Origin of the sequence: Streptosporangium sp. NPDC000095 (assembly GCF_042899335.1) — a bacterium.
Taxonomy (GTDB): domain Bacteria; phylum Actinomycetota; class Actinomycetes; order Streptosporangiales; family Streptosporangiaceae; genus Streptosporangium.
In genome coordinates this window covers 175327-196463 of record NZ_JBIAZS010000017.1, presented here as the reverse complement: position 1 = coordinate 196463, position 21137 = coordinate 175327, and the positions used below count along the sequence as shown (strand labels likewise).

At 68.4% G+C, this 21137-nt stretch carries 21 protein-coding genes and 1 pseudogene; 7 read left to right on the top strand and 15 right to left on the bottom strand.

Going from position 1 to position 21137, the window contains the following annotated elements:
- Nucleotides 1-728 precede the first annotated feature (728 nt).
- The 3 genes from ACFY3V_RS31820 to ACFY3V_RS31810 form a co-directional block, all read right to left on the bottom strand.
- On the bottom strand, nucleotides 729-1730 hold the full coding sequence (locus tag ACFY3V_RS31820; RefSeq protein ID WP_389778610.1) for a nucleoside hydrolase: 1002 nt from the start codon (nucleotides 1728-1730) through the stop codon (nucleotides 729-731).
- 246 nt (nucleotides 1731-1976) lie between these two features.
- Nucleotides 1977-2324, bottom strand: coding sequence for a recombinase family protein (locus tag ACFY3V_RS31815; RefSeq protein WP_389778621.1), 348 nt, complete (start codon nucleotides 2322-2324; stop codon nucleotides 1977-1979).
- Nucleotides 2325-2389: 65 nt separating this feature from the next.
- Nucleotides 2390-2977, bottom strand: a complete 588-nt coding sequence (locus ACFY3V_RS31810; RefSeq protein ID WP_362904333.1) for an XRE family transcriptional regulator — start codon at nucleotides 2975-2977, stop codon at nucleotides 2390-2392.
- An 80-nt stretch (nucleotides 2978-3057) separates the two neighbouring features.
- Between ACFY3V_RS31810 and ACFY3V_RS31805 the strand changes: the two genes are divergently transcribed.
- Genes ACFY3V_RS31805 through ACFY3V_RS31795 form a run of 3 tightly spaced genes read left to right on the top strand, consistent with a single transcriptional unit; the run spans nucleotide 3058 to nucleotide 5260 of the window.
- Entirely contained in the window at nucleotides 3058-4122 is a 1065-nt protein-coding gene (locus ACFY3V_RS31805; RefSeq protein ID WP_389778608.1) for an alpha/beta fold hydrolase, read from the top strand.
- The gene (locus ACFY3V_RS31800) at nucleotides 4119-4757 is read left to right on the top strand and encodes a class I SAM-dependent methyltransferase (RefSeq protein ID WP_362904337.1); all 639 of its coding nucleotides are present in this window, start codon (nucleotides 4119-4121) and stop codon (nucleotides 4755-4757) included. The genes ACFY3V_RS31805 and ACFY3V_RS31800 overlap by 4 nt, the downstream gene beginning before the upstream one ends.
- Nucleotides 4757-5260 carry a DinB family protein gene (locus ACFY3V_RS31795; RefSeq protein ID WP_389778605.1) on the top strand — a complete coding sequence of 168 codons (504 nt, stop codon included), beginning with the start codon at nucleotides 4757-4759 and terminating at the stop codon, nucleotides 5258-5260. Before ACFY3V_RS31800 ends, ACFY3V_RS31795 begins: the two co-directional genes overlap by 1 nt.
- 312 nt (nucleotides 5261-5572) lie before the next feature.
- Here the strand turns inward: ACFY3V_RS31795 and ACFY3V_RS31790 are convergent, their stop codons facing one another.
- The 7 genes from ACFY3V_RS31790 to ACFY3V_RS31760 form a co-directional block, all read right to left on the bottom strand.
- The gene (locus tag ACFY3V_RS31790; protein WP_389778603.1) at nucleotides 5573-5947 is read right to left on the bottom strand and encodes a hypothetical protein; all 375 of its coding nucleotides are present in this window, start codon (nucleotides 5945-5947) and stop codon (nucleotides 5573-5575) included.
- 24 nt (nucleotides 5948-5971) lie between these two features.
- A complete protein-coding gene (locus ACFY3V_RS31785; RefSeq protein WP_389778601.1) occupies nucleotides 5972-6133 on the bottom strand; it encodes a hypothetical protein in 162 nt (53 codons plus the stop codon).
- A gap of 19 nt (nucleotides 6134-6152) precedes the next feature.
- Entirely contained in the window at nucleotides 6153-9809 is a 3657-nt protein-coding gene (locus ACFY3V_RS31780) for a hypothetical protein (RefSeq protein WP_389778599.1), read from the bottom strand.
- 11 nt (nucleotides 9810-9820) lie between these two features.
- A complete protein-coding gene (locus tag ACFY3V_RS31775) occupies nucleotides 9821-10162 on the bottom strand; it encodes a trypco2 family protein (RefSeq protein WP_362904345.1) in 342 nt (113 codons plus the stop codon).
- A gap of 459 nt (nucleotides 10163-10621) precedes the next feature.
- Nucleotides 10622-11479: a phosphotransferase gene (locus ACFY3V_RS31770; RefSeq protein ID WP_389778597.1), complete on the bottom strand. Its 858-nt coding sequence runs from the start codon at nucleotides 11477-11479 to the stop codon at nucleotides 10622-10624.
- Between the two features lie 169 nt (nucleotides 11480-11648).
- A complete protein-coding gene (locus ACFY3V_RS31765) occupies nucleotides 11649-11789 on the bottom strand; it encodes a hypothetical protein (protein WP_362904349.1) in 141 nt (46 codons plus the stop codon).
- A 182-nt stretch (nucleotides 11790-11971) separates the two neighbouring features.
- Nucleotides 11972-13072: a hypothetical protein gene (locus ACFY3V_RS31760; RefSeq protein ID WP_362904351.1), complete on the bottom strand. Its 1101-nt coding sequence runs from the start codon at nucleotides 13070-13072 to the stop codon at nucleotides 11972-11974.
- Nucleotides 13073-13405: 333 nt separating this feature from the next.
- Here ACFY3V_RS31760 and ACFY3V_RS31755 point away from each other — a divergent pair, with 333 nt between their 5' ends.
- A complete protein-coding gene (locus ACFY3V_RS31755; protein WP_389778594.1) occupies nucleotides 13406-13624 on the top strand; it encodes a hypothetical protein in 219 nt (72 codons plus the stop codon).
- A 54-nt stretch (nucleotides 13625-13678) separates the two neighbouring features.
- Here ACFY3V_RS31755 and ACFY3V_RS31750 read toward each other — a convergent pair whose 3' ends face one another.
- Together ACFY3V_RS31750 and ACFY3V_RS31745 are read right to left on the bottom strand one after the other, a co-directional pair.
- Nucleotides 13679-14584: a DnaB-like helicase C-terminal domain-containing protein gene (locus ACFY3V_RS31750; RefSeq protein ID WP_389778592.1), complete on the bottom strand. Its 906-nt coding sequence runs from the start codon at nucleotides 14582-14584 to the stop codon at nucleotides 13679-13681.
- Nucleotides 14585-14821: 237 nt separating this feature from the next.
- A pseudogene (locus tag ACFY3V_RS31745) lies at nucleotides 14822-14956 on the bottom strand (hypothetical protein); the annotation flags it as partial.
- Between the two features lie 499 nt (nucleotides 14957-15455).
- Between ACFY3V_RS31745 and ACFY3V_RS31740 the strand changes: the two are divergent.
- On the top strand, nucleotides 15456-16685 hold the full coding sequence (locus ACFY3V_RS31740; RefSeq protein WP_389778590.1) for a hypothetical protein: 1230 nt from the start codon (nucleotides 15456-15458) through the stop codon (nucleotides 16683-16685).
- Between the two features lie 75 nt (nucleotides 16686-16760).
- Here the strand turns inward: ACFY3V_RS31740 and ACFY3V_RS31735 are convergent, their stop codons facing one another.
- Nucleotides 16761-18005 carry an RNA-guided endonuclease InsQ/TnpB family protein gene (locus ACFY3V_RS31735; RefSeq protein ID WP_389778588.1) on the bottom strand — a complete coding sequence of 415 codons (1245 nt, stop codon included), beginning with the start codon at nucleotides 18003-18005 and terminating at the stop codon, nucleotides 16761-16763.
- Between the two features lie 297 nt (nucleotides 18006-18302).
- On the bottom strand, nucleotides 18303-18734 hold the full coding sequence (locus ACFY3V_RS31730) for an SDR family oxidoreductase (RefSeq protein ID WP_389778586.1): 432 nt from the start codon (nucleotides 18732-18734) through the stop codon (nucleotides 18303-18305).
- Nucleotides 18735-18752: 18 nt separating this feature from the next.
- On the opposite strand from ACFY3V_RS31730, the gene ACFY3V_RS31725 reads away from it, so the two are divergent.
- Both ACFY3V_RS31725 and ACFY3V_RS31720 read left to right on the top strand, forming a co-directional pair.
- Entirely contained in the window at nucleotides 18753-18935 is a 183-nt protein-coding gene (locus ACFY3V_RS31725; RefSeq protein ID WP_362904381.1) for a hypothetical protein, read from the top strand.
- A gap of 251 nt (nucleotides 18936-19186) precedes the next feature.
- The gene (locus tag ACFY3V_RS31720; protein WP_362904359.1) at nucleotides 19187-20128 is read left to right on the top strand and encodes an NADP-dependent oxidoreductase; all 942 of its coding nucleotides are present in this window, start codon (nucleotides 19187-19189) and stop codon (nucleotides 20126-20128) included.
- 138 nt (nucleotides 20129-20266) lie between these two features.
- Here the strand turns inward: ACFY3V_RS31720 and ACFY3V_RS31715 are convergent, their stop codons facing one another.
- Nucleotides 20267-21046, bottom strand: a complete 780-nt coding sequence (locus tag ACFY3V_RS31715) for an SDR family oxidoreductase (RefSeq protein WP_362904361.1) — start codon at nucleotides 21044-21046, stop codon at nucleotides 20267-20269.
- Between the last annotated feature and the right edge of the window lie 91 nt (nucleotides 21047-21137).

Below are 21137 nucleotides of genomic sequence, written 5' to 3'. Positions count from 1 at the left end.
CGGCGCCGCAGCCGAGAGCCCGTAGCCGCGCTGCTCGCCCGGGGCTTTAAGAGAGCGGCGTTGATCAGGCGAAGCATTGGCAGAGCTCAAGATGGGTCACTAACGTCCCAGGTCAGAACAGGTTTGGCGGGTGGTGACACATTCGTTGGCGGCGTCAGCCCTGCTGGCGACGTTTCAGACCGCCGCCCCCGGGGCGGCATCGTAGGGCAGGGACGCCGATGCCTACCCTCGCCCCGAGGGTTGTTGCCCAACACAGAAACTGCCCCTGACCTGCTTGATCGGTGCGCGCGGCAGGCCGTTGGCCCGGGGCGACCCGCTGGTGATCATGCCTTAGATCGGTGAGACGAATCATCGGATACCTCAGCTTGGATGAGACTGCCTCAGATGGAATGAGACAGGACGGCCCGGAACACCGGCGCCGAACATCGGCCTGCTGTTCGGCGCCAGACGGACTCGCCGGTCGACGACTGTCCGAGTCCTGCCCGGATATCCGGATCACAGGGAGCTGGAGCGCTGAGCGGCGCTCTGCTGGCCACACGAGTACGGACATCCTTTGACACTGGCCCTGCGCTGTTCGTCCGCCAGCGACCCTCTCGGCGAGTCGGTTTCGCGTCGACACGTCATATGATCATGGACTTCTCGTGCCGGGGCGCCGCGCGCACCGCCGTACCGCGATCGACATCGCCCCATGGGCAGAGCAGCGTCGAGAACCGGGACACGGGAATCGATCAGTGGCGTAGTTCAGCGATGTCGCTGAAACCTGTGCCAGCAACGTCGCCCGAAGGATCCGGGCGATGGACCTCCCCCAGGGAGGCGAGGGTGGCGCCGTTCACGGTTCGTTCCAGGGAGTCGGTGCCCTCACCGACGAAGACCTCGAAGAGCCGCTCGTGGTCGAGCGCGGTCGTGACGAACGTCCCGCTGCCCGCCGCCGGCAGCGCACCCCATCCGCCTTCCTCCCGGACCATCTCGACCTCGGCCCACGTGGCGATGGCGCGGTCGATGGCCACGCAGGCCGCGGTGGGGTCGTGCAGCAGCTTCCCCCCGGGCCGCTTGCGCAGGTAGTGCTTCATGCCGGCGAATATCAGGGCGAGCCCGGCGGTGCGGTCGCGATGTGGTCGCAACCGCTCGTGGAACTCGCCGTCGTAGGCGACGCCGTGAGTGACGTTCTTGGACACCAGCTCGCGCAGTGCGATCCCGGTCGAGGACAGAGCGAGCAGGGCCGCCCGGGGCTCACCGTTGAAGTTGAACGTCGGGCATACGGTGCGGCCCTCGAACTTCGTCAACCGGTGCTCGGGCGGCACGACGTTGTCGCCCGCGAACCCGCCCTGGGCCACCCACCGGCTCAGACTCACTCCCGGATACGTCTCGAGGAACCGCCGGAGGTTGTGCAGGGGCCCGCCGGTGAGGAGCGTGGCCCCGGGGTGACACTGTAAGGTCTCGGCGATGACGTCGGCGGGCGGGGCGTCCGGCTGGGCCTCGGGAGGGGTGCCGAGCCAGCGGTCATGGAAGCCCGACACATGGCTCTTACCCGTACCGGGATCGCTGGCGCCCACCGCGACATCGTCTCGCTCCAGCCGTCGCAGGACGTGCCGGACCAGTCCCACCTGCGTCGGCGACCCCGGAGTGACGGTGACCGCGCGCAGTCGTACGGCCGGATGGCCCGCGACCAGGCACAGGGTCAGTACGTCGTCGGGATCCTGGGTCTCCAGATCGAAGATCAGGTCTAGCATCGCGGAGATGTCCTTCCGTGAGTCCAGGCGCCCCCAGAGCGTGCCGTGATCGTATTCATCCGCGACAAAGCGAAGCGACCGATTTAATCGGGTGTGCGGCTTCACCGGCCGCCGGGCGGACATCGAGGCATGGGGTCTGGGGGCCGGTCTCGGCCCGCGCCGGGATGGGGGTGGTCAGGGCTCCTCCGCTCCCTGAAGGCCCTGTTCTCGTACAGCTACCGCCAGGTGGCGTGTAGCGCCGAGTAATCAGTCGAGTCCTTCGAGGGTGGCCTCGCGGATGTTGTCGCGTTCGGTCTCGGCGAGGGCAGCGAAGAACGCGAACAGGATCCGGCCTGGGCCGGTGGGGTCGTAGATGCCGGGCAGGGGTCCGGCGAGCATCTCCAGGACCAGGCCGTGTGCGACGAGGTGGTCGGCGAGGGCGGTGAGTTCGGCGGCGTCGCGGCCGAGGCGTTTCATCTCGTTGACGGTGAAGATGACCCGGCAGTGCGGGGCGTGGGCCTTGATCTCGCGAGCCTGGGCGAGCGCGGCCTCGAACCGCGGGCGCACCCGTATCCGGGTGGAGATCTTCTCGGAGAAGACCTTGTCCCGGGGGATGCTGTCGCTGGTCGCGCCACCCTCGACCCGGCTTGGGTGAAATGTTTGCTCCAGAGCCGGTTCGTTCAGGTGGGCGATGTCAGGAAGGGCGATAGGTGGGCGCGTTCGCCTTGGGCGCTGAAGAGCGTGAGCAACTCCGCGGCCTGAGAGTCGGCGCTGCCGATCTGGTGCGGGATACGGGTGTCGAACTCCGCGGCTTCGCCAGGGCCTAGCTGGTATTCCTGGTCACCGAGGACGAGCCTGACATATCCGTTGAGTACGTAGAACCATTCGTACCCCTCATGGGTCTGCAGTGTCGTCGTAGCCGATTTCCCGGCCGGTGGATAGATCACTTTGTAGGCCTGGATGCCTCCGGGACGTCTGGTCAGCGGCACGACGGTGAAGCCGGATCGCCGTACTGGCCGCAGGTGGATACGTGGATCGCCGGTGGGCGGGGCCGCGACCAGTTCGTCGAGCGGGACGCCGTGCGCCCGCGCCAGCGGCAGCAGTTGCTCCAGTGTCGGACGCAGTTTCCCGTTCTCGAGACGCGACAGCGTGCTTGCGGTCAGGCCGGTCTCTGCCGCCAAGGCGGCCAGCGAGATGTTCCGGGCCTGGCGTAGTGCGCGCAGGCGCGGGCCGACGCCCGCAAGGACGTCGTGCGACGTGACGTTCATGAACCCATGATGCGGATCCGCAACGTTTCTCGCAAATAGGCAACGCTGCTGGTCATGCTGGTAGCGGAGGTAAGTAACCAATGCTCACATCAGCAGCAACTTCGAGACCAGCAACACGGTGGTCACGCACCGTCGCAGCCGTCACGGCCGCGCTCGTCCTGACGACAGCTTGTACGACCACCGGCGGCAGGGCGCAGAACACGACGTCGCAGCAAGCGAGCGCCACCGTCGCGGCAGGTTACGACGCGGCCACCCGGGATGACGCCCAGTTCAACCGTCAATTCAAGCACGAGACAGCCGACGTCGACGGCGTGAAGATGCACTACGTCACCGGCGGCACCGGCGAGCCGCTCGTCCTCCTGCACGGCTGGCCCCAGTCGTGGTACTCGTGGCGCGAGATCATGCCGGCGCTCGCCGAGAAATACACCGTGTATGCGCTTGATCTGCCGGGACTCGGCGACAGCGAGGGTGCGCCGTCCAGTTACGACAAGGCCACCCTGGCCCGCTACGTCCACCGGCTGCTCGCCGGCAAGCTGGGGCTGAACAAGATCAAGCTGGTCGGGCATGATCTCGGCGCCGGTGTGGCGTTCCAGTACGCCACACAGTTCCCGGACGAGGTCGTCAAGTACGCCCACCTCGACTATCCGATGCCCGGTCCCACCCTCAGCGCGAACGCCTACCGGCAGGCGAGCTGGCACATGTCATTCCACAACCAGGACGGGTTCCCCGAGCTGCTGGTCGACGACGACGTCCGTGACTACCTGTCTCTTTTCTACGGATATGTTGCCTATGGTGGGACCAGCTTCGGCGGGCCGGGCGCGAAGGCTCCCTTCACCGCACAACAGATTGACGAATACGCCCGCACATACCAGCGCCCGCAGGTCCTGACCGGTGGGTTTGAGCTTTACCGCACCCTGGACCAGGACGAACGGGACAACAAGGCTGCGAAGCCGATCACCATGCCGACGATGCTGCTGACAGCCGAAGGCACGCTCGACTTCACCCGCTCGACGGTCCAGCCCTTCATGTCCAACATCACCCGCGCTGTCGAGGTGCCCAAGGCCGGGCACTGGCTGATCAAGGAGAACCCAGAATTCGTCACCACCGAGCTGGTGAAATTCTTCGCGAGGGGGGCGGACCGATGACCGATGCACTCAATGCCGAGTCGTTCTGGGAACAGCACCACCGCGCCCGGCGCGGCGGCGGTACCGGGCACCCCAACCCGGTGTTGAAAGAGACAGCCGAGGCATTGCATCCCGGCGATGCCCTCGACCTGGGATGTGGCGCCGGCGGCGACACCATCTGGCTTGCCCGACATGGCTGGCAGGTCACCGCTGTGGATATCTCAAGCGCCGCCGTGGAACGGGTGCGTGCACGCTCCCGGCAACTCGGCATCGACGGCCGGGTGACCGGCGAACAGCACGATTTGGCCCGGAGCTTCCCCGACGGGCAGTTCGACCTGATCTCCGCGCAGTACCTTCACACTCCCTTCGCACTGGATCGCGCGCGAGTACTGCGTACCGCGGCGCACGCACTGCGCCCCGGCGGTCATCTCCTGATCGTCGACCACGGCTCGACCGCACCCTGGTCATGGAACAAAGATCCCGACACGCATTACCCCTCACCCGGCGAGACCGCAGCCGAGCTCGCCCTTGACCCGGCCCGGTGGTCCGTCGTACGCGCCGACATGCCGCACCGCCGGGCCACCGGACCGGGAGGCCAGACCGCCACCGTCACCGACAACGTTCTGCTCATCCAACGACATGATCGGAAAAGCTGATGCCGCCAACCACCCGAACCAGGAAACGCAAGGACACCGGGCCCGAATGGACCGCCCCCGGGGAGAAGGCCACTCTGGTCGGCTTCATCGACTACCTCCGCAACACGATCATGGACAAGGTCGCCGATGTACCGGAGCCTGAGGTCCGCACCGCCGGCGTGCCCTCCGGCACCAACCTCCTCGGGCTGATCAAACACGTGACCGCCGTCGAGAGGTTCTACTTCCTCGAAGAACCGATCACCAACATGCGCCGCACTTTCCAGCCCACTCGTGACGAAACCGTCGACGGCCTGCTCGCCGGCTATCGGGCAACGATCGCGCAGGCGAACCAGGTCATCGCAACCTGGACCGATCTGACCCAGCCAGCCCCTCGGCCGCCCGGCCGCAGCGCTCTGCCGCCGTCGCGGCGATGGGTGCTGGTCCATATGATCGAGGAGATTGGACGCCACGCGGGGCACGCAGACATCATCCGCGAAAGAATCGACGGATCCACCGGCCGCTGACAGCCACTGCCGCCAACTCTCAATTGCGACCCGCACGCGCTCATCTGCTGCTTGATCGGACGTACCCAACTCGGCCAATCCCGGAGACTGCCCGGACCGCCTACCGTCACGATGCGTAACGGTTGATTCTTTGTGCGGCCAGCGTCTCGGTGGTGACTTACGTAGCGAGGCTCCCGTCAGGGGTGGGGCCCGATCTTTCTGTCGGGAAACCCTGTCGTCAATTCTTGGGCGGAATCGGCCATCTGGCGTCACGGTTCGTTGCTCAATGTCCGGTTTTCGAGAGGGCTTACAGGGCCCGATCAGAGGGTGTCGTCAAATCCTCCAATCCCGACACCTCTGATCAGCTACCCATTGGCGGAAGGGAGGGAAGCCAGCTATCGGCGCACAACGCCGATGGCTGAGTAGTGGCGGGCTCTCAGGGGAATCCTCACCCTTGCCGGCGCGGACGAGTACCTTGCCCTCGCGGGCCGACAGCGGAACGTCTTCGACGTTGAGAGCGACCAGTTCGGAGAGCAGGGCCGAGGGGACGCCCACTCCCAGCACTGTCTCGTTCTCCGTGATCACCCCGTAGAGCGCGTCGGCCGTCAGCCCGGTGAGGAGCAGCCCCGACAGCCCCGCAACCACCGTGTACGGCCTGCGGCGCGGGCGCCGCAGGCCCACCGCGAGCTGGACCAGCGCGGTGAGCACGAACAGCCCGAACGGCAGCAGGGGTCACCATGTCCGCTGTGCCCGGTAGAGGGCGGAGGTGAGGTGGAGCTCCCCCGGCCGGACGACCCGGTAGGCGGCCTGCCCGGGATCACAGGGCGGCGCGGCCGCCGGGTCGACGAGGAAGGCGGCGATGGTCCGCCGGCCGCATCTGCATTCCGGTTGCACCCCTACTTCCGAGAACGTGTCATTCTCGGAAGTTCCACGAGATCGTCGACGGGATGGTCCGCAAGGCGTCCTCGTCGGCAGATCTCTTGATCGTGACCAGGTGCAGGAGGTTGTTCGCCGCGTTGGCGTCGCCTGCCTGCGCGGCCTTGGAGAGCCAGGTCTCGGCCTCGGCCAGCTCGCCGCTTTGCATCAGCACGAGCCCGAGCACGTTCATAGCCCGCACGTCGCCGAGTACGGCGCTCTTTTGTGACCAGTTTTTCGCCTCGGCCAGCTCACCCCGAACCAGCGAATAGGTGGCGAGTTCGGTGATGGCTGTGTGGTCGCCCGCCTCGGCGGCTTTGCGCCACCAGACCGCGGCCTCCACGAGGCGGCCCTGCCGCCGTAGCAGATTTCCCAGCCAGGTCATCACCGTCGTGTTGCCGGCTGTAGCGGCCTTGCCCAGCCAAATCTCGGCCTCGGTGGCCTCGCCCCGCTCGTCGTAGAGTGCGGCGAGGCGTAGTACAGCGTTCGGGTCGCCGTTCTCGGCGGCCCGCCGGTACCATCTCACCTCTTCGTCAGCCGAATCGCCGTTCTCCTCATCCAGCCAGTCTGGCGCCGGCTCGCCGGTGATCTGCTGCCATCGCGTGACCACGTCCTCGGGCGCCTCCCTGTAAGCGCTGCGGAGCAGGCAGAACGCCTGGTAGGTCGTCGTGTCGCGAGGGCTCAGTTCGATCGCACCGAGCTGGCTGATCCGGATTGGTACCGTCAGGGACGCCGCTGCGTCTCCCGGCCGGGCGGCCTCAAGACGCAGAAACCCGAGTGTCAGCATCATGTGGAGGAAGTCGGTGCCGTAGCGCGCGAAGGAGCCCGTGACCAGCTCGTTGCAGAGTTCGACCGCCCGCTCAGCGATGTCCAGAGCTTCGCCGAACCTCCCGTGGTGCATGAGCAGGACAGCATGCCCGTGGAGCGCCTTGGCCAGGCCTGCCTGGTAGGCGTCCGGCTCGGCCTGGGCCAGTGGCTCGTAGATCTCCACCGCGCGTTGGGCGTGGGCCAGTGCCTCCTCGGTCAGGTTGGCGGCGGTGCAGATCGCGGAGAGGTTGCCCAGGGCGGCGCCGAGTGCCTGGGCCTCGCCGGCCTGTTTCCCGGGTGCCTGCTCGTACAAGGCGACCGAGCGCCGCATGGCGGACAGGGCCTCATCCGTCCTCGATTTGGGGAACATGCAGGCGAACGTGCTCAGCACGGATGCCAGGAGAAGTCGGTGCGTGCCGGAGTCTTCTGCGGCGAGTCGTTCGGCGATGTCCATTGCCCGGTGAATCGCGGCAGTGGCATTGTGCCGGTCGCCGACCTTTACGAGCTGGTCGGCGAGCTTGGCCAGCGCGGTGGCGAGCCTGGGCAGGAACAGGCCGGGAACTTGCTCCGCGAACCACTCGTAGTAGCTGACCGCGAGCTGGAACCCTTGCACTGCCTGTCCGGGCCGGCCCAGCGAGGCCATGTGCTGGGCCGCAGTGATGGCGGCGGCTGCGAAGGCATCCTGATCAGCGGCAGTGTGCAGGGAGTCGGTATCCAATTGGAGGGCGACGATGGTCCTGTGGACCTGATACTCGAGGTCGGCGAGGAGTCGGCTGCGGGTGGGAAACGCCTCTGTCAACTCCCACAGACGCTTCAGCGACTCGGTGGAGGGGGGCATGCGGTCGACGGTCTTGGCCAGAGCCGACAGCAGGGGGGCGGGGTTCTCGATCTGCGGCGCCACGGCCACCGCGTGGCGGGAAAGATCGGGTCGGTCGTCGAGCAGGTCGGTGATCCTGTCGGCCATGTCGGGCTGGTGGAGGGCGGCGCGGGTGAGGACGCGCATGGCCTGCCGCGCCTGGGCGGCGGAAGGAGCGGCCAGGACGCTGGACAGGAAGCCGCGGTCCTCGCGGGCAACGACCGCGACCAGGTGCTCGGCGAGCAGATCGGGTTGCAGTGATCCCCAGTGCGTGGAGCCGCCATTGGGGCTATCCGCAGCGCCTGCGCCGGCCCTGGGAGCGGGGTAGAGGTCGCGCAGCCACCGTGCTGTCCGCCGACGCCGCTGGTGGCCGTCGTCGGTGTCGTCGCCGAGCCCGGGCAACCGCCGGAGCAGGGCCAGCGCTTCGGTTTCGTCGGTCGCGCCGCACAGTGCGGCCGCGGCCACGGCCGTCCGCTGGTCCTCGGGTTCGAGCATGACCCTGTACGCTTTGGCCGTGCTGGACCAGTACGGCCGCTCGTGATCGAGGACGACGTCCGCCGCGCCACCCGCAGTCGCAGCGGATCCGGGGGCGAGCAGCGCGGCGAGAGCCTCCATCGCGATACTCAGCGGTGACCCGAAACGATCCGGTGACAGGTCCGGCCGCGTCACCGGTTTCGGCGCGCCGCCCCCGAGTCGCCGCGCCATGCTTCGTGCGGTGTCGATGAACACGCCCTCACGGTCGCCAACGGGCAAGGCACCCAACTCGTCAACGGGGGCAGTGGTGAGCACGTCACGCAGGTGGCGCCCCGTTCCGTCGATGAGCTGGCGCCACCACTCGCCCGCCGCGCGCGCCAGGAGCAGGATCCGCAGCGGTGACGGGCCACGGTGTCCCATGGCGGCGGAGACCAGGTTGCGCACTGAATCGGGCTGGGACTCGGCATAGTCGTGGACCAGTAGCGTGGGCACGCGGAGCCCGGCCAGCACGTCGCGGACGGGCCGCAAGTCCGCGTCGTGGGCAAGCGTCCCGATCATCCACCCCTTGTCACGCAGGATCCGCGCCAGCTCGTACGCGAGGCGTGTCTTGCCCCGCCCTCCTGGGCCGGTTAGCAGCCGCACGCTCACTTCGGACCCGTCACACCATTCGAGCAGCCGCCGCACCTCCTCAGCGCGACCGCGGAAGCCGATGGTTTCTGCGTCGGCACGCAGCAGCGAGGCGGGCGACAAGCCGGGCGCGGGCAGAGGCGGTGCGGTGAGGATCGGGGCGAGCTCGACTGGTTGCTCCGTAATGTCGGAGCAACCTGCCTCGGCCAGTACGCGGCGGAAGCCCGGGTCCGCGAGGAGCCGTTCCACGGGAATCGCGAGCAGACGGCGATGGTCGTACGTCGGCATCGAGTCGGTGACCATGGCCGTGACGAGGCCGTAGCACGTCACAGCCGCGCCGGAGAACCCCGGCCACGGAGAGGACAGGCTCGGGACCGGATCGGGAAGGGGAAGCTGCAGGGAGTGCGGCGCACCGGTCAGGGGATCCAGTTCGCCCCGCAGGAATTCGAGCCCGCGCCGGTGGTTCGCGAGTCGCTGGGCGCGCGGAAAACCGGCGGTCTCCCAGGGAATGCCAGGGTTGCAGCCGATGAGGCGCCCCCAGCGAACCGGACCGAGTGCCGATCCTCGACCTGCACCGGTGGCCGGCACACCGCCGGCGCCGGAGCCCGGCCCGACGCCATGTGCACGATCCTCCCCCGCGTTCGGTTCAGCGCCCGCGATGCCGCTCACGCCGCGGGCGCTGCTCGTGCCGATCGTGATCAGCGCGGCGTCGTATTTCTGCGATGCCCAGGCCAACGTGCCCTCATGGTCGTGCGCCTCCTGGAGGAAGCGGACCACGATTCGGCTGGGATCGGTCACCAGGTGCCGGGCTGTTAGAACGACTCCTGCCGCGACGAGGTAGCCGCTTCCGTACTCCCCCGCGTGCACTTCGACGATTCTGGCCGCCTCCATGTCTCACCCGGTCACCGCGGAGGCAGACCAGGCTCCTCGTCGGAGATACGCACCGGCTCCTTGGTTTCGCCATCCCGAGGATGAAGAGTGATCGTCAGCCGGTGAGTGCCAGTGTGTCCGACGCTCTTCTCCCTGCCCAGGCTCAGCACCCGCACGTCCACACCTCCCGAGGAGTTCCGATCCTCGCGAACGTCGACGGCGAACTCCATCTCCACTGGTCCGACCTCGAAGCTGAGCTTCGCCTGCTCGGCCTGCTCCCGAGCCGACTCCAGCTCCGCGCGCACGGCGTTCACGGCCTTGGCCAGGCCCACCCATGGCTCTTCCTTTGGCTCTGATCCCGCGCTCTTTCCCACGTATCCTCCGTTTCGCGCCTCGATCCTCCAACGGGGGGATGGCTCTCGGGAGTTCCTGCCAATCCCCACGCACCTTTGCCGACGTCCAGTCCTCCACGTTTAACTGCTTGGTCACGTACCGGCCGATTGTGCACCCGCCGTCTGTTCTGCACCTTCTTCGGCGGTTGGCCGTCCAAATAGAAGAAATTCTCCAGTTCCGCGGGTGTCGGGTCCGCCATAAACTGGTCATATCGTCCCATTTACTCAACAGGCAAGTACTCATGCGACACGATCCGTAACCATGGGCGGTCACGTCCAGGTAGACGGCGGCTGGGTCTGGTTCACGGCTCATGATGTTCCGAGCTGGGCCAGCGCCTCGTAGGCAGTGGAGCGGCCGATCTTGAGGGTGCGGGCGGCCTCGGTGACCGAGACGCCGTCGTCGACCAGACCGCAGTGTGGCCATTTCGGCGGGGGCGCCGCTCAGTGGCCGCCACCGTCGGCGTGCTTCCGGCGGTGGAGGTCGGCCTGCATCTGGGCGAGCCACTCCCGGCCCCTTCTGCGCCCGTCGGGGAGTTGGTCGTCGCGGTCCCAACGCCAGGAGACCACGAGGGCGAGGCTGAGGATCCGGCAGTCGGCGAGCAGCCCGGAGTCGGCGCCTGGGTAGTGTGCGGCGACGTCCTCCGGAGCATGCGCGAGGTCGAACTCGACGGGTCCGCGGCAGGCGGTCTCCAGGTCGATGAAGAGCGGTCCGTCCGCGGTGGCGAGCAGGTTGCCGGGGTGCGGTTCGCCGTGCAGGAGCTGTTGCCGCGTGCCGCGGTCCAGGATCGCGCGGCTGATTCCGCGGAGGGTATCGCTCAGCAGAGCGCGTTCTGTGGCGCCGAGGTCCGGGCTGACAGCGGGGTCCTCGACCACCCGGAGGGCGTCGGCGACGCGGCCGGTGAAGTGCGGTACGGCGAAGTCGATGCGGCGCAGGCCGGCGTGCAGCCGGGCCAGGGCGTCGGCGTAGGCGGCGGGCGGGTGGTTCTCGGGTGCGGCGGTGGGCTCGTAGTAGGTCCAGAGAGTGACGGCGAAGCCGTCGCGGACATGGACACGGGGCTCGACCCTCGGATCCAGACCCGCCACCGGGCTGCCGGTCCCGGCGAGGCGCCGGGCGATCTCGACCTCGAAGTCGAGGCGGTGCGCGAGGGGCGCGACCCGGGCGAGCACGCCGCCGGGCCGCAGCCGGACGGCGATCCGGTTCGAGTTGTGCAGCACAGCGGCATCTTCGGCGCCCAGACCGTACTCGGCGGCCGTGTCGACGGCCGCGGCCACCGCCCGCGAGATCTCGGTGTCCTTCACGTGTTCGGTGCCTCTCCCTGCCGGAGTCGATGTGTGCGGCGCAGACCCTTGGCCCGGCCGAGCGTCTGATGCATCGTGACCAGGCCGACGCGGCCGGACATAGCGGACCCCGAGGCCGTAGTCGTCCCGTGCCGTCAGGGGCCGGTCAAGGAGAGCGCTCACGTCCGGATCACCCCGAAGCAGCGCCGTGCTGCAGCCGGTACCGGCCCGGCTCGACCTGCTTTCCGTCGACCAGGAGCCGCTCGTCGTCGGTGAACTCGATCCCCTCGCGGACCTGCAGCACGGGCAGGTCCTCCTCGTCATCGCTCATGCCGTTGAGCCTGACCGCCCGGCCGCTCCCTGTCTCGAGAACGGGTCAGGTGTACGGGTGTTGTGGGTTGGCGGCCGCAGACGTTGTGGGGCGGCGTCGACTTCGATGAACAACTGCCGCCGGTGATCACCTGGGAGGCTTTCGGCGGTGTTTCCTGCTGCCGAGGATGTTTCGTGCGCTCGTCAGGCCTCTTTGGCGAGTCCGCTGATGGTTTCAGTCCCGTCGTCCCAGCGCCAGCGCGTGTAGTGGCCGCGCAGGTGGACGCCGCCGATCCAGCGGTCGAGGCCGTTGAGCGTGACGTGGTCGGCCTCGCCTGCGAGTACCCGTGCCCCGGTGTCGGTCAGGCGCAGGCGGGTGGCGTGGTCGACTCGATGGCCCGCCTGCGTGGCGTTGAGGAGCGGCATCGATGCGCGAGCCATTCGGTCGATCATCGCGAAGTACCAGATGTCTCCGAGGTACGGGCGCGTTTCCCGCGCTGCCGCGCGGGCGAACGCGGTCCCGGCGTCGGGCGCGCCGTCGGCAACAGCGGCGAGCACCCGTCGTTCGGTCAGCGACAGCCCGTCGCGGGTGGCCGGGTACTCCCGACTGAGCCGGTCGAACGCCTCGCCAAGGAACCGCAGCTCGGCCGAGCGGCTTGCGGCGATGGCGCCGAGGCCGTCGGGCGTCGGCGCGCGGAAAGCGGCCCAGGCGCGGGTGGCGAGCCGCAGCGCGGCCGGGGTCAGCCGGGCACACGCCTTCGTCGCGGGCAGCTCGCGCAGCTGTTCGGCGGTCAGCTGGCCGAGGCCGCCGAAGCGGGCAATGCCGGGGTGTTCGCCGATGCAGATCAAGATGATGCGCTGCGCGGGCACGTCGAGGTCGGCGAGGCGGGCGAGGATCTGGATAATCTGCAACTGGTCGTACAGGTCAGCCTCGAACCACAGCACGTACTCGCCGTCTCGGTTGGCTTCCAGGGTGCGGTCACGTTCGGCGAACATCGCTGCGGCCTCACCGCGCTCATCCGCGCCCGCCTCGATGAGGAAGGCGGCTCTGATACGGCGGAGCTCCTCGATCCCCACCGCGGGCACTGGGCCATCGTGCAGGACGTCGCGCCAGAACAGCACACGCCGGGCGAGCCCGGTTCCCGGCAGGTCCGTGGTGTCGCCGTTGCTGACATGCAACGCCGCGATCATCTGGTCATCGGCCGGCCGCCCGGCGAGGAGCTGGCCGCGGGCGGCCGCGTACGACTCGCCGGTCTTGGCCATTCGAGCGCGCACGCGCCGTTTGAAGTCGGGCTGCTTCGTCATGGTCATCTCCCGCGCGGCCCGTCCGCAGATCCCCCAGCGACCGGTGCGGCGGACGCGCGATCGACAACGAAGCTCCGGCCGAGAGGTGGACCTCCCTTTGCCTCCGTGAGTAACCCGGCTGGGGCGGGTCGCTGGAGGTTCGGCGCGGACGGACGCCGTCCCGTCAAGATATCCCGCCTCGACGTGAGCAGTCGCCAAACAGGCCTGGACGGCGCCAGGTCGGGTGCTCCGCGACTCAACCGGACTCGGGACACGCCATTCCGATGTTCCTCAACCCCCGAGTACTTCCTGGATGAGGAGCATGGGGAGCGCGGCACTAACTGGCGCATCCTGGTGTGGGACGTCCCTGCCACGGGCTACGACCAGCGCAGCACGGTGCCGCCTCCCGATGATCCGCTCCGCGTGGGGTATGCCCTCGCGATGGCCATCGAGGGCGGCGAACCGCACTACGTGGGCAGGTGGAGTGGAGCCGACGTCCGCAAGCGACTGCGCGACCTGATGGCGCGGGCCGAGGCATCGCGCACCAGACAGGCCGTTCCTCCTCCCGCCTGAGCTGGCTCTTCTTGGGTGTCACATTGGCGTGTTTGGTCTGGTCTTCTGAGATTCTCAGTCGGGTGGCATGTCGACGAAGCGGCTGTAGTGGCCCTGGAAGGCCACGGTGATCGTGGCCGTGGGGCCGTTGCGGTGCTTGGCCACGATCAGGTCGGCCTCTCCCGCGCGGGGGGAGTCACGCTCGGCGGCGTCCTCGCGGTGCACCAGGACGACGAGGTCTGCGGTGCGGGCGACGGCGTCACACAGGTCGGTGTGCAGGTCCGGCAGTCGGCCGCCCCCCACCTCGGGCAGGCGGTCGAGATCGGCGGAGACGATGATAGGGACCTCCAACCGCACAGCGAGCGCCTTGAGAGTGTGCACGGTCTGGGTGACCTCGTGTTCACGGGTGCCGCCGCGCACGTCGGGGCGGATGTGGCGCAGGCCGTCGATGGCGACCAGGCGGGCTGCGGGCTCGTCGGCGGTGCAGGCGCGGGTGATGTGGTCGCTCAGCTCGCTCAGGGGCCAGTCGGCCGGGGTGGCCACGTGCAAGGGGGCGTCGGCGAGACGGGGTATCACGCGGGCGAGCGCGGCCCGGTCCTCGTCGCGTAGGGCGCCGCAGCGCAGCGCGTGACCGGCGACGCGGGCCTCGGCCGAGGTGAGGCGGGTGAGCAGGTCGCGGCGGGAGGACTCGTAGCTGACCAGCAGGGTGGGGGTGTCGCGGTTGAAAGCGGCGCCTCGGCAGAAGGCGAGCAGCAGGGTCGTGCTTCCCACCCCGGGGCGGGAGGCCACGACGGTCAGGGTGCCAGGGGGAAGGTTGATGAGGACAGCGTCGAGATCGGTGATGCCGGTAAGGGGGCGGCTAGGCGGTCGGCTGCGAAGGTGTTCGGTGCCGGAGTGATCTGTGACGTCGAGGTGCTCCAGGAGATCGAGGAACTCCTCGCGGGCCGGGACGGGGGCGGGGGCGTAGGGCATGGCGGTCATCCTGCCAGTCGAAGGCTCTCGTCCACCCGCTCCAGCGCGCGGACGACCGGGACGGCGTTCGCGTCGGCGGCCGGCGCAGCCGAGAACCGGGAGCCCTCTGGCGTCGTCAGCGTCGCCACCAGGTCGCCGGGCAGCGCCCGCGACGGTGGCGTGCAGCCGCTTGTCCGCGACCGTCCGGACCTCCGACACCTGCCGGGCCAGCACGCTCACCCCCGTCAGCAGCATCCAATTGCGGCGCAGCCACCCCACCGCGTTGTCGAACAGCGCCTTCGGGCCCTCGGCGTGCGTCCATGCCCGCCCGTGCAGGAACGTACGGAACCGCCGCGACCACTCTGGGTCGTCGTACTCGTGGTAGTCGTAGGCGTCCCGGATCTCCCACGCGTGCTCGTACGGCCTCGGGGAACATCGGTACAGCGGTTATCGGTGAGAACGATTATGGTCGTCTAGCACAGTGATCCACTTCGCCGCCGGGGTTCGGTGAAACGGCTCCGGGCCTGCTCCGGTGCTGGCTACGGTCCGGCTCGTGCCGGTGGAATTTCTGAGCGATGAACAAGCTGAGGCGTACGGCCGGGTCAGACCGACAGGTGTGCCTGGCGCTCCGGGGAGTCGGTGCCCTCACCGACGAAGACCGCGAAGAGCCGCTCGTGGTCGAGCGCGGTCGTGACGAACGTCCCGCTGCCCGCCGCCAGCAGCGCGCGCCATCCGCACCATCACCCTGCTGCGTTACCTGTCCGAGCCGGTCTTGCGCGAGCAGATCACCGCCACCCGGCTGGACCTGGAACCGCGTGTCCCGCTCGGAGCCTCATCCGCCCCCTGGCAGCGGCAAAAATGCACTCGCTCGCTGCACCGGGGGCCCGCTAGTGTCGCGCGGATGAGCGACGTTTCTCTGCCTCTGCTCTGGCTTTCGGGGCCTACGGGTGTCGGGAAGTCCACGGTTGGCTGGGAGGTGTTTGCGCAGCTGAGTCGTGCCGGCGTCAAGACGGCGTTTGTCGACGCTGACCAGATCAGCCTGTGCTACCCCATGCCCGAGGGCGTGACGCATCGCCTCCGCGCGCGGAATCTGGCCGCGATGTGGCCGAACTTCCGGCAGGAAGGGGTGCGATGTCTGGTCCTTGCGGGCTTCGTTGACACTCCCGAGGAGGTTCGTGAGTACACCGCCCTTCTTCCTGAGGCCGCGTTCACGGTGTGCCGACTGCGCGTCGATAGCGCTGAGCTCAAGGAACGGTTCCTCGCGCGGGGATGGCGTCCGGATCTGGTACAGGAGGCGATCATTGAAGCGGAAGCCCTGGAACGCAGTGACTACGCCGACGTGTGCGTGGACACCGGCGGCTTAGGGGCGTCAGAGGCAGCCCGGCTGATCTGTGAGCGGGTTGGAGGATGGCCGGGCACCCTCCCCTCCGCAACGCTGCACAGCATCGTTGACCAGCAGAATCACCCGACCTCCCAGGCGGATGCCGCACCTGCTTCCGCGTCGGTACCTGTGCTGTGGCTGTCCGGCGCTATGGCGGTTGGGAAGTCGACGGTCGGCTATGAGATCTTCATGCAGGTCTATCGGAGCGGCGTGCGAGCCGCCTACGTCGATGTGAAGCAGATCGGTGCGCTGCGCCCCACCGCGGACGACGACGTGCTCAGCCATCGTCTCAAGGCCCGCAACCTCGCGGCCATCTGGGCAGGGCATCGCGCGGCTGGCGTCCAGTGCCTGGTCATCTCCGGGGAAGCAGACTCCGATGACACTCTCCGTGGCTACGCCGAATCGCTGCCCGACGTGGCATTGACCGTGTGTCGACTGCATGCGGAGCCGGCAACGCTGGCCGAGCGCGTCGCGCAACGTGGCCAGGGAGGCGGGCCGACCATACCGGGTGATGAGCTGCGCGGGCTGGACTCGGAAGCCCTGCACCGTATCGCCGAACGAGCGGCGCACGAGGCCAGGGCGCTCGACAGCGCCGCGGCAGGTGATCTGCGCGTCGACACCGACGGTCGGTCGGTTCAAGAGGTGGCCGCGGACGTACGGGCTCGCGGCGGCAACTGGCCGAATCTCTTCCCTGGACGCGGTCCTCTCGAGCAGGGCCAGCCGCCACGGACAGCGAAATCCCGAATCTGACGGCTGAGGAGAGCCCCATACCGATCACGTTGACGCGCTCCCCGGTTGAAGGCCGGGGATTCAGTCCGTGCCGCGTCATGCGGCACCTCTGTGGCTTCCTGCTTCATCGGTGTCTGCCGCCGCGAGCGGTGGTCTTACGTCACCTCCACGGGCGTTTAACGTCTCCGCCTCCCGCCGCGTTTCAGCGGCGGGTTTCCGTCCAGCGGCGACGGTTCGTTGGCCTTCGGTAAGGATGTTGCGTGCGGCGTTGACGTCGCGGTCATGGGTCGCGCCGCAGGGGCAGGTCCATTCCCGGACGTTCAGCGGCATCGACTCTTGCCGGGTGCCGCACTGCGAGCACGTCTTCGAGGACGGGAACCAGCGGTTGATCTTGGCGAAGGTGCGGCCGTACCGTTTCGCCTTGTACTCCAGCATCCCGACGAAGGCCGACCAGCCCGCGTCATGGACGCTCTTGGCCAGCCGGGTGCGGGCCAGGCCGTTCACCGACAGGTCCTCCACGTACACCGCTTGGTTATCGCGGATCAACTGGGTGGAGAGCTGGTGGGTGAAGTCCCGGCGCGCGTCGGTCACCTGGGCGTGCGCGCGGGCGACCTTGACGACGGCCTTGCTGCGGTTGTTCGACCCCTTCGCCTTACGGCTGAGGGCCTTTTGCGCTTTGCGGAGTTTCTTGGCCGCGCGGCGCAGGAATCGTGGGTTGTCGATCTTCCGGCCGTCGGAGGTGACCGCGAAGTGGGTGAGCCCCAGGTCGACGCCGACCTCGGCCGCGACCCCGGCAAGCGGTTCCTCGGACGCCTCCACGACGAAACTCGCGAAGTACCGACCCGCCGCGTCCTTGATCACCGTGACGCTGGACGGCTCCGACGGCAGGGCCCGCGACCAGCGCACCGCCACATCGCCGATCTTCGGCAGGCGGAGTTTCCCGCCCGCGGTGATGGCGAATCGGGCGTTGCGGGTGAAGCGGATCGCCTGGTGGTTGTCTTTTCGGGACCGGAACCGGGGCGGGCCGAGCTTCGGCCCCTGACGCTTACCGGTGATCGAGGCGAAGAAGTTGCGGTAGGCGGTGTTCAGGTCGGCCAGAGCCTGCTGCAGCACCACCGCCGACACCTCGCCCAGCCACGATCGTTGCGGTGCGTGCTTCGCCTCGGTGATGACCCGCTTGGACAGGTCGGCGTCGGAGATGTACGGCAGGCCCGCCTGGTGGGCGTCGGTGCGGGCGCGCAGCCCGTCGTTGAACACCACCCGCGCGCACCCGAACGCCCGCGCCAGTGCTTGGCGCTGAGCGGCGTCCGGGTAGAGCCGGTAGCGGTAACGAAGCTGCACGGCACCGATGGTTCCATGACCGAACGCATGTGTGTTCGAGAACTCCGCGACCAGTTGGGGCCCCGGATCGACGTCGCCCTCTTTCACCGGCGAACCCACCATCGTGGAGCGACATGGGGAGCCTCGCGCCGTGCTCGTCTCCTATGCCTGGTGGGCCGAGCGGGACGACCAGGCAGGTCAGGGCACGCTCGCGCCCTAGCGGGCACTCCCGCGCGGGCCTTCACCTCCGGCCTGAAGGCCGGAGCACTGGCCCGCACTCTGGTAGCCGGGCGCACTGCCGGACAATGACAGCGTGCCTCACGCGCCTGCGGCCGCCGATATCTGCATCGTGGCCCGGTGGCGCGGGCCCGGCTTGGACGAGGGCGGCTGTTCGAAGGCGACGGCGCGGGCGACGGCTTCCGGCGCGATGGCGTACTGGTCCATGGTGCGGCGGATCTCCTCGCGGACCTCGGGGTTGTCGATGGAGTCGATGAGTTCCGTATGTACGTAGCCCGGCGAGATCGCCGTTGTCCGCAGCACGCCGTCGGTGGACTCCTGCCGTAACCCTTCCAGGAGGGTGCGCACGGTGTTCTTGGTCGCGGCGTAGACCGCCATCGTAGGGGTGATCTTCAGACCGGCCGTCGACACCGTGGTCACGAGGTGGCCATGCCCCTGCTCGCGGAACACCGACAGCGCTGCGGCGATGCCGTGCATCACGCCGCGCAGGTTGACATCGATCATCGCTTTCAAAGCATGTGCGATCGTGGGATGAGTGAAGCGGCGCCAGGCCTGAGTGCGGAGAAACGTGGCGCGTACTTCGCTCCGGTGGAGGTCGGCAGCCTTCCTCAGTACGCGGTGGACGAGCACCTGCGCATCGACGGTGACCTCAGCTATTTGCAGTTTCGGCTCCTCGCCCGGCTCGCCGACGCGCGCGGGGCGAGCTGCGGATGACCGACTTGGCCGACGGTGTCGTGTACAGCCACAGCGGGCTGACCTGTCAGGCGGGCACGCGGCTCCGCCCGCCACGCGAAGCTTCGTGCTCCGGCCGCCGGGAGCAACGAGGAGAGTTCTGCCGACCGGCGGTAACCCCGGCCGAGACGGATGTCACCCGCCACATCACATTTGCTTCGAATTCGAAACGTGCTAGTTTCAGAAGTGCTTCGAAGTCGAAGCACAACGGATTCAGGAAGACGAGGCTCGTCATGAAGGCAGTGCGTTTCCACGAGTACGGCACCCCCGAGGTCCTGCGCTACGAAGACGTGGACCAGCCGGTCCCCGGCGTCGGCGAGGTCCGGATCCGGGTGGCGGCGACGTCGTTCAACCCGGTCGAGGGCAACATCCGCGCCGGTGTCATGCAGGGCCCCATCCCGATCCGGCTGCCGCACACCCCCGGCATCGACATCGCGGGCAAGGTCGACGCGCTCGGCGAGGACGTGACCGGCTTCGACATCGGCGACCGGGTGATCGGCGCCCTGCCGCTGACCAGCACCGGCGCGGCCGCCGAGTACGTCATCGCCCCGGCCCGGATTCTGGCGGCAGCCCCCACGAGCGTCCCGCTGGTGGACGCCGCCGGACTACCGCTGGTCGGGCTCACCGCGTGGCAGGCGCTGTTCGACCACGCGAAGCCGACCGCCGGCCAGCGGGTGCTGATCAACGGCGCGGGCGGCGCCGTCGGCGGCTACGCGGTGCAGCTGGCCAAGAACGCCGGCACGTACGTGATCGCAACGACCGGCCCACGCAGCTCCGAGCAGGCCAAGACGGCCGGCGCCGACGAGATCCACGGTCCCGGGATCCCGGAGCTGTCCGAGCCGGTCGACGTCGTGCTCAACTTCGCCCCGATCGCCCCGGAGCAGATGGCCGCTCTGGCCGCCGTGATCCGGGACGGCGGCGTGCTGGTCAACACCACCGTGTGGATGCCCGCTGCGTCCGACGAGGCCCGCGGCGTACGGGGGATCAATCTTTTCTTCCGTCCCGACGCCGAACAGCTCGCCCAGCTGGCGACCCTGCTTGACGCCGGCAGGCTGCACCTCGGCGCGACCCGGCGGGTGCCGCTGGCCGGACTGGCGCAGGTGCACGCCGAAGTCGCCACCGCCCCGGTCAACGGCAAGGTCGTCTTCGTCGCCCCCGGCGCCACCCTCGACTAGAGGAAGGCACTCGGTCCCCACCGCGCGTTCGCCGCAGTGCTCGCCCCTATGGCTGAAGCCGTGGCGGGTTGCACACCCCGGTGGCCGGTGACGTCCCCGCACACCGGACACCGCGGACCGGATCCGCGTACCTCCTCGTCAGAGGAGTACGCCGCCGGAGACCTCGATACGCTGGGCAGTGACCCAGCGCAGGCTCTCGGAGGCCAGCGCGGCGATGGCGTCGCCGATCTCTTCGGGCTCGCCGACGCGGCCGAGCGCGGTCTGCCGGGCAAGGCCCTGGCGCATCTCGGCATCGTCTCGCATGGCTCCGCCGTTGAAGTCGGTGGCGGTCGGCCCTGGAGCGATGGAGTTGACCCGGATGCCGCGGGGGCCGAGCTCTGCGGCCAACGTGCGGCTCAAGATCTCGACGGCGGCCTTGGAGGCGGAGTAGACCGAGGTCGCGGGACTGGTGTGCCGGGTCAGTGACGACGAGACGTTGATGATGCCGGCGCCTGGCGCCAGCAGCGGCAGAAGCGACTGAATGAGGAAGAACGTGCCCCGGACGTTCGTATCGAACACCGTGTCGAAGTCGTCGGGCGTGACAGCTTCCAGCGGGCCGAAGACGCCAACCCCTGCATTGTTGACCACGATGTCGAGCCGCGGAGCGTCGCCGTAGCGCTCCAGTAGTTTACTCAGCTCGGAAACAAAGGTTCCGAAAGAGGAGACATCACTGATGTCGAGGCGCAGCACAGCGGCAGCCCCGCCCGCGGCCCGTACCTGCCGCGCCGTCTCCTCGGCGCCGTCCACATCACCGCGATGGGTGACAACGACACGCACCCCGCACCTCGCGAGGGCGAGAGCGGCGCTCCGTCCCAGGCCACGGTTGGCGCCGGTCACCAGAGCGATCCTGTCGACTGCCATCAACAACTCCTTCTTCATCACATGGCACCCGAAGGACGGGAGGCGCCACAGATTAGATGCGAGTCGTCTGACTCGCCTTTCTTTCGCACCATATGCCGACAAAAAGAGG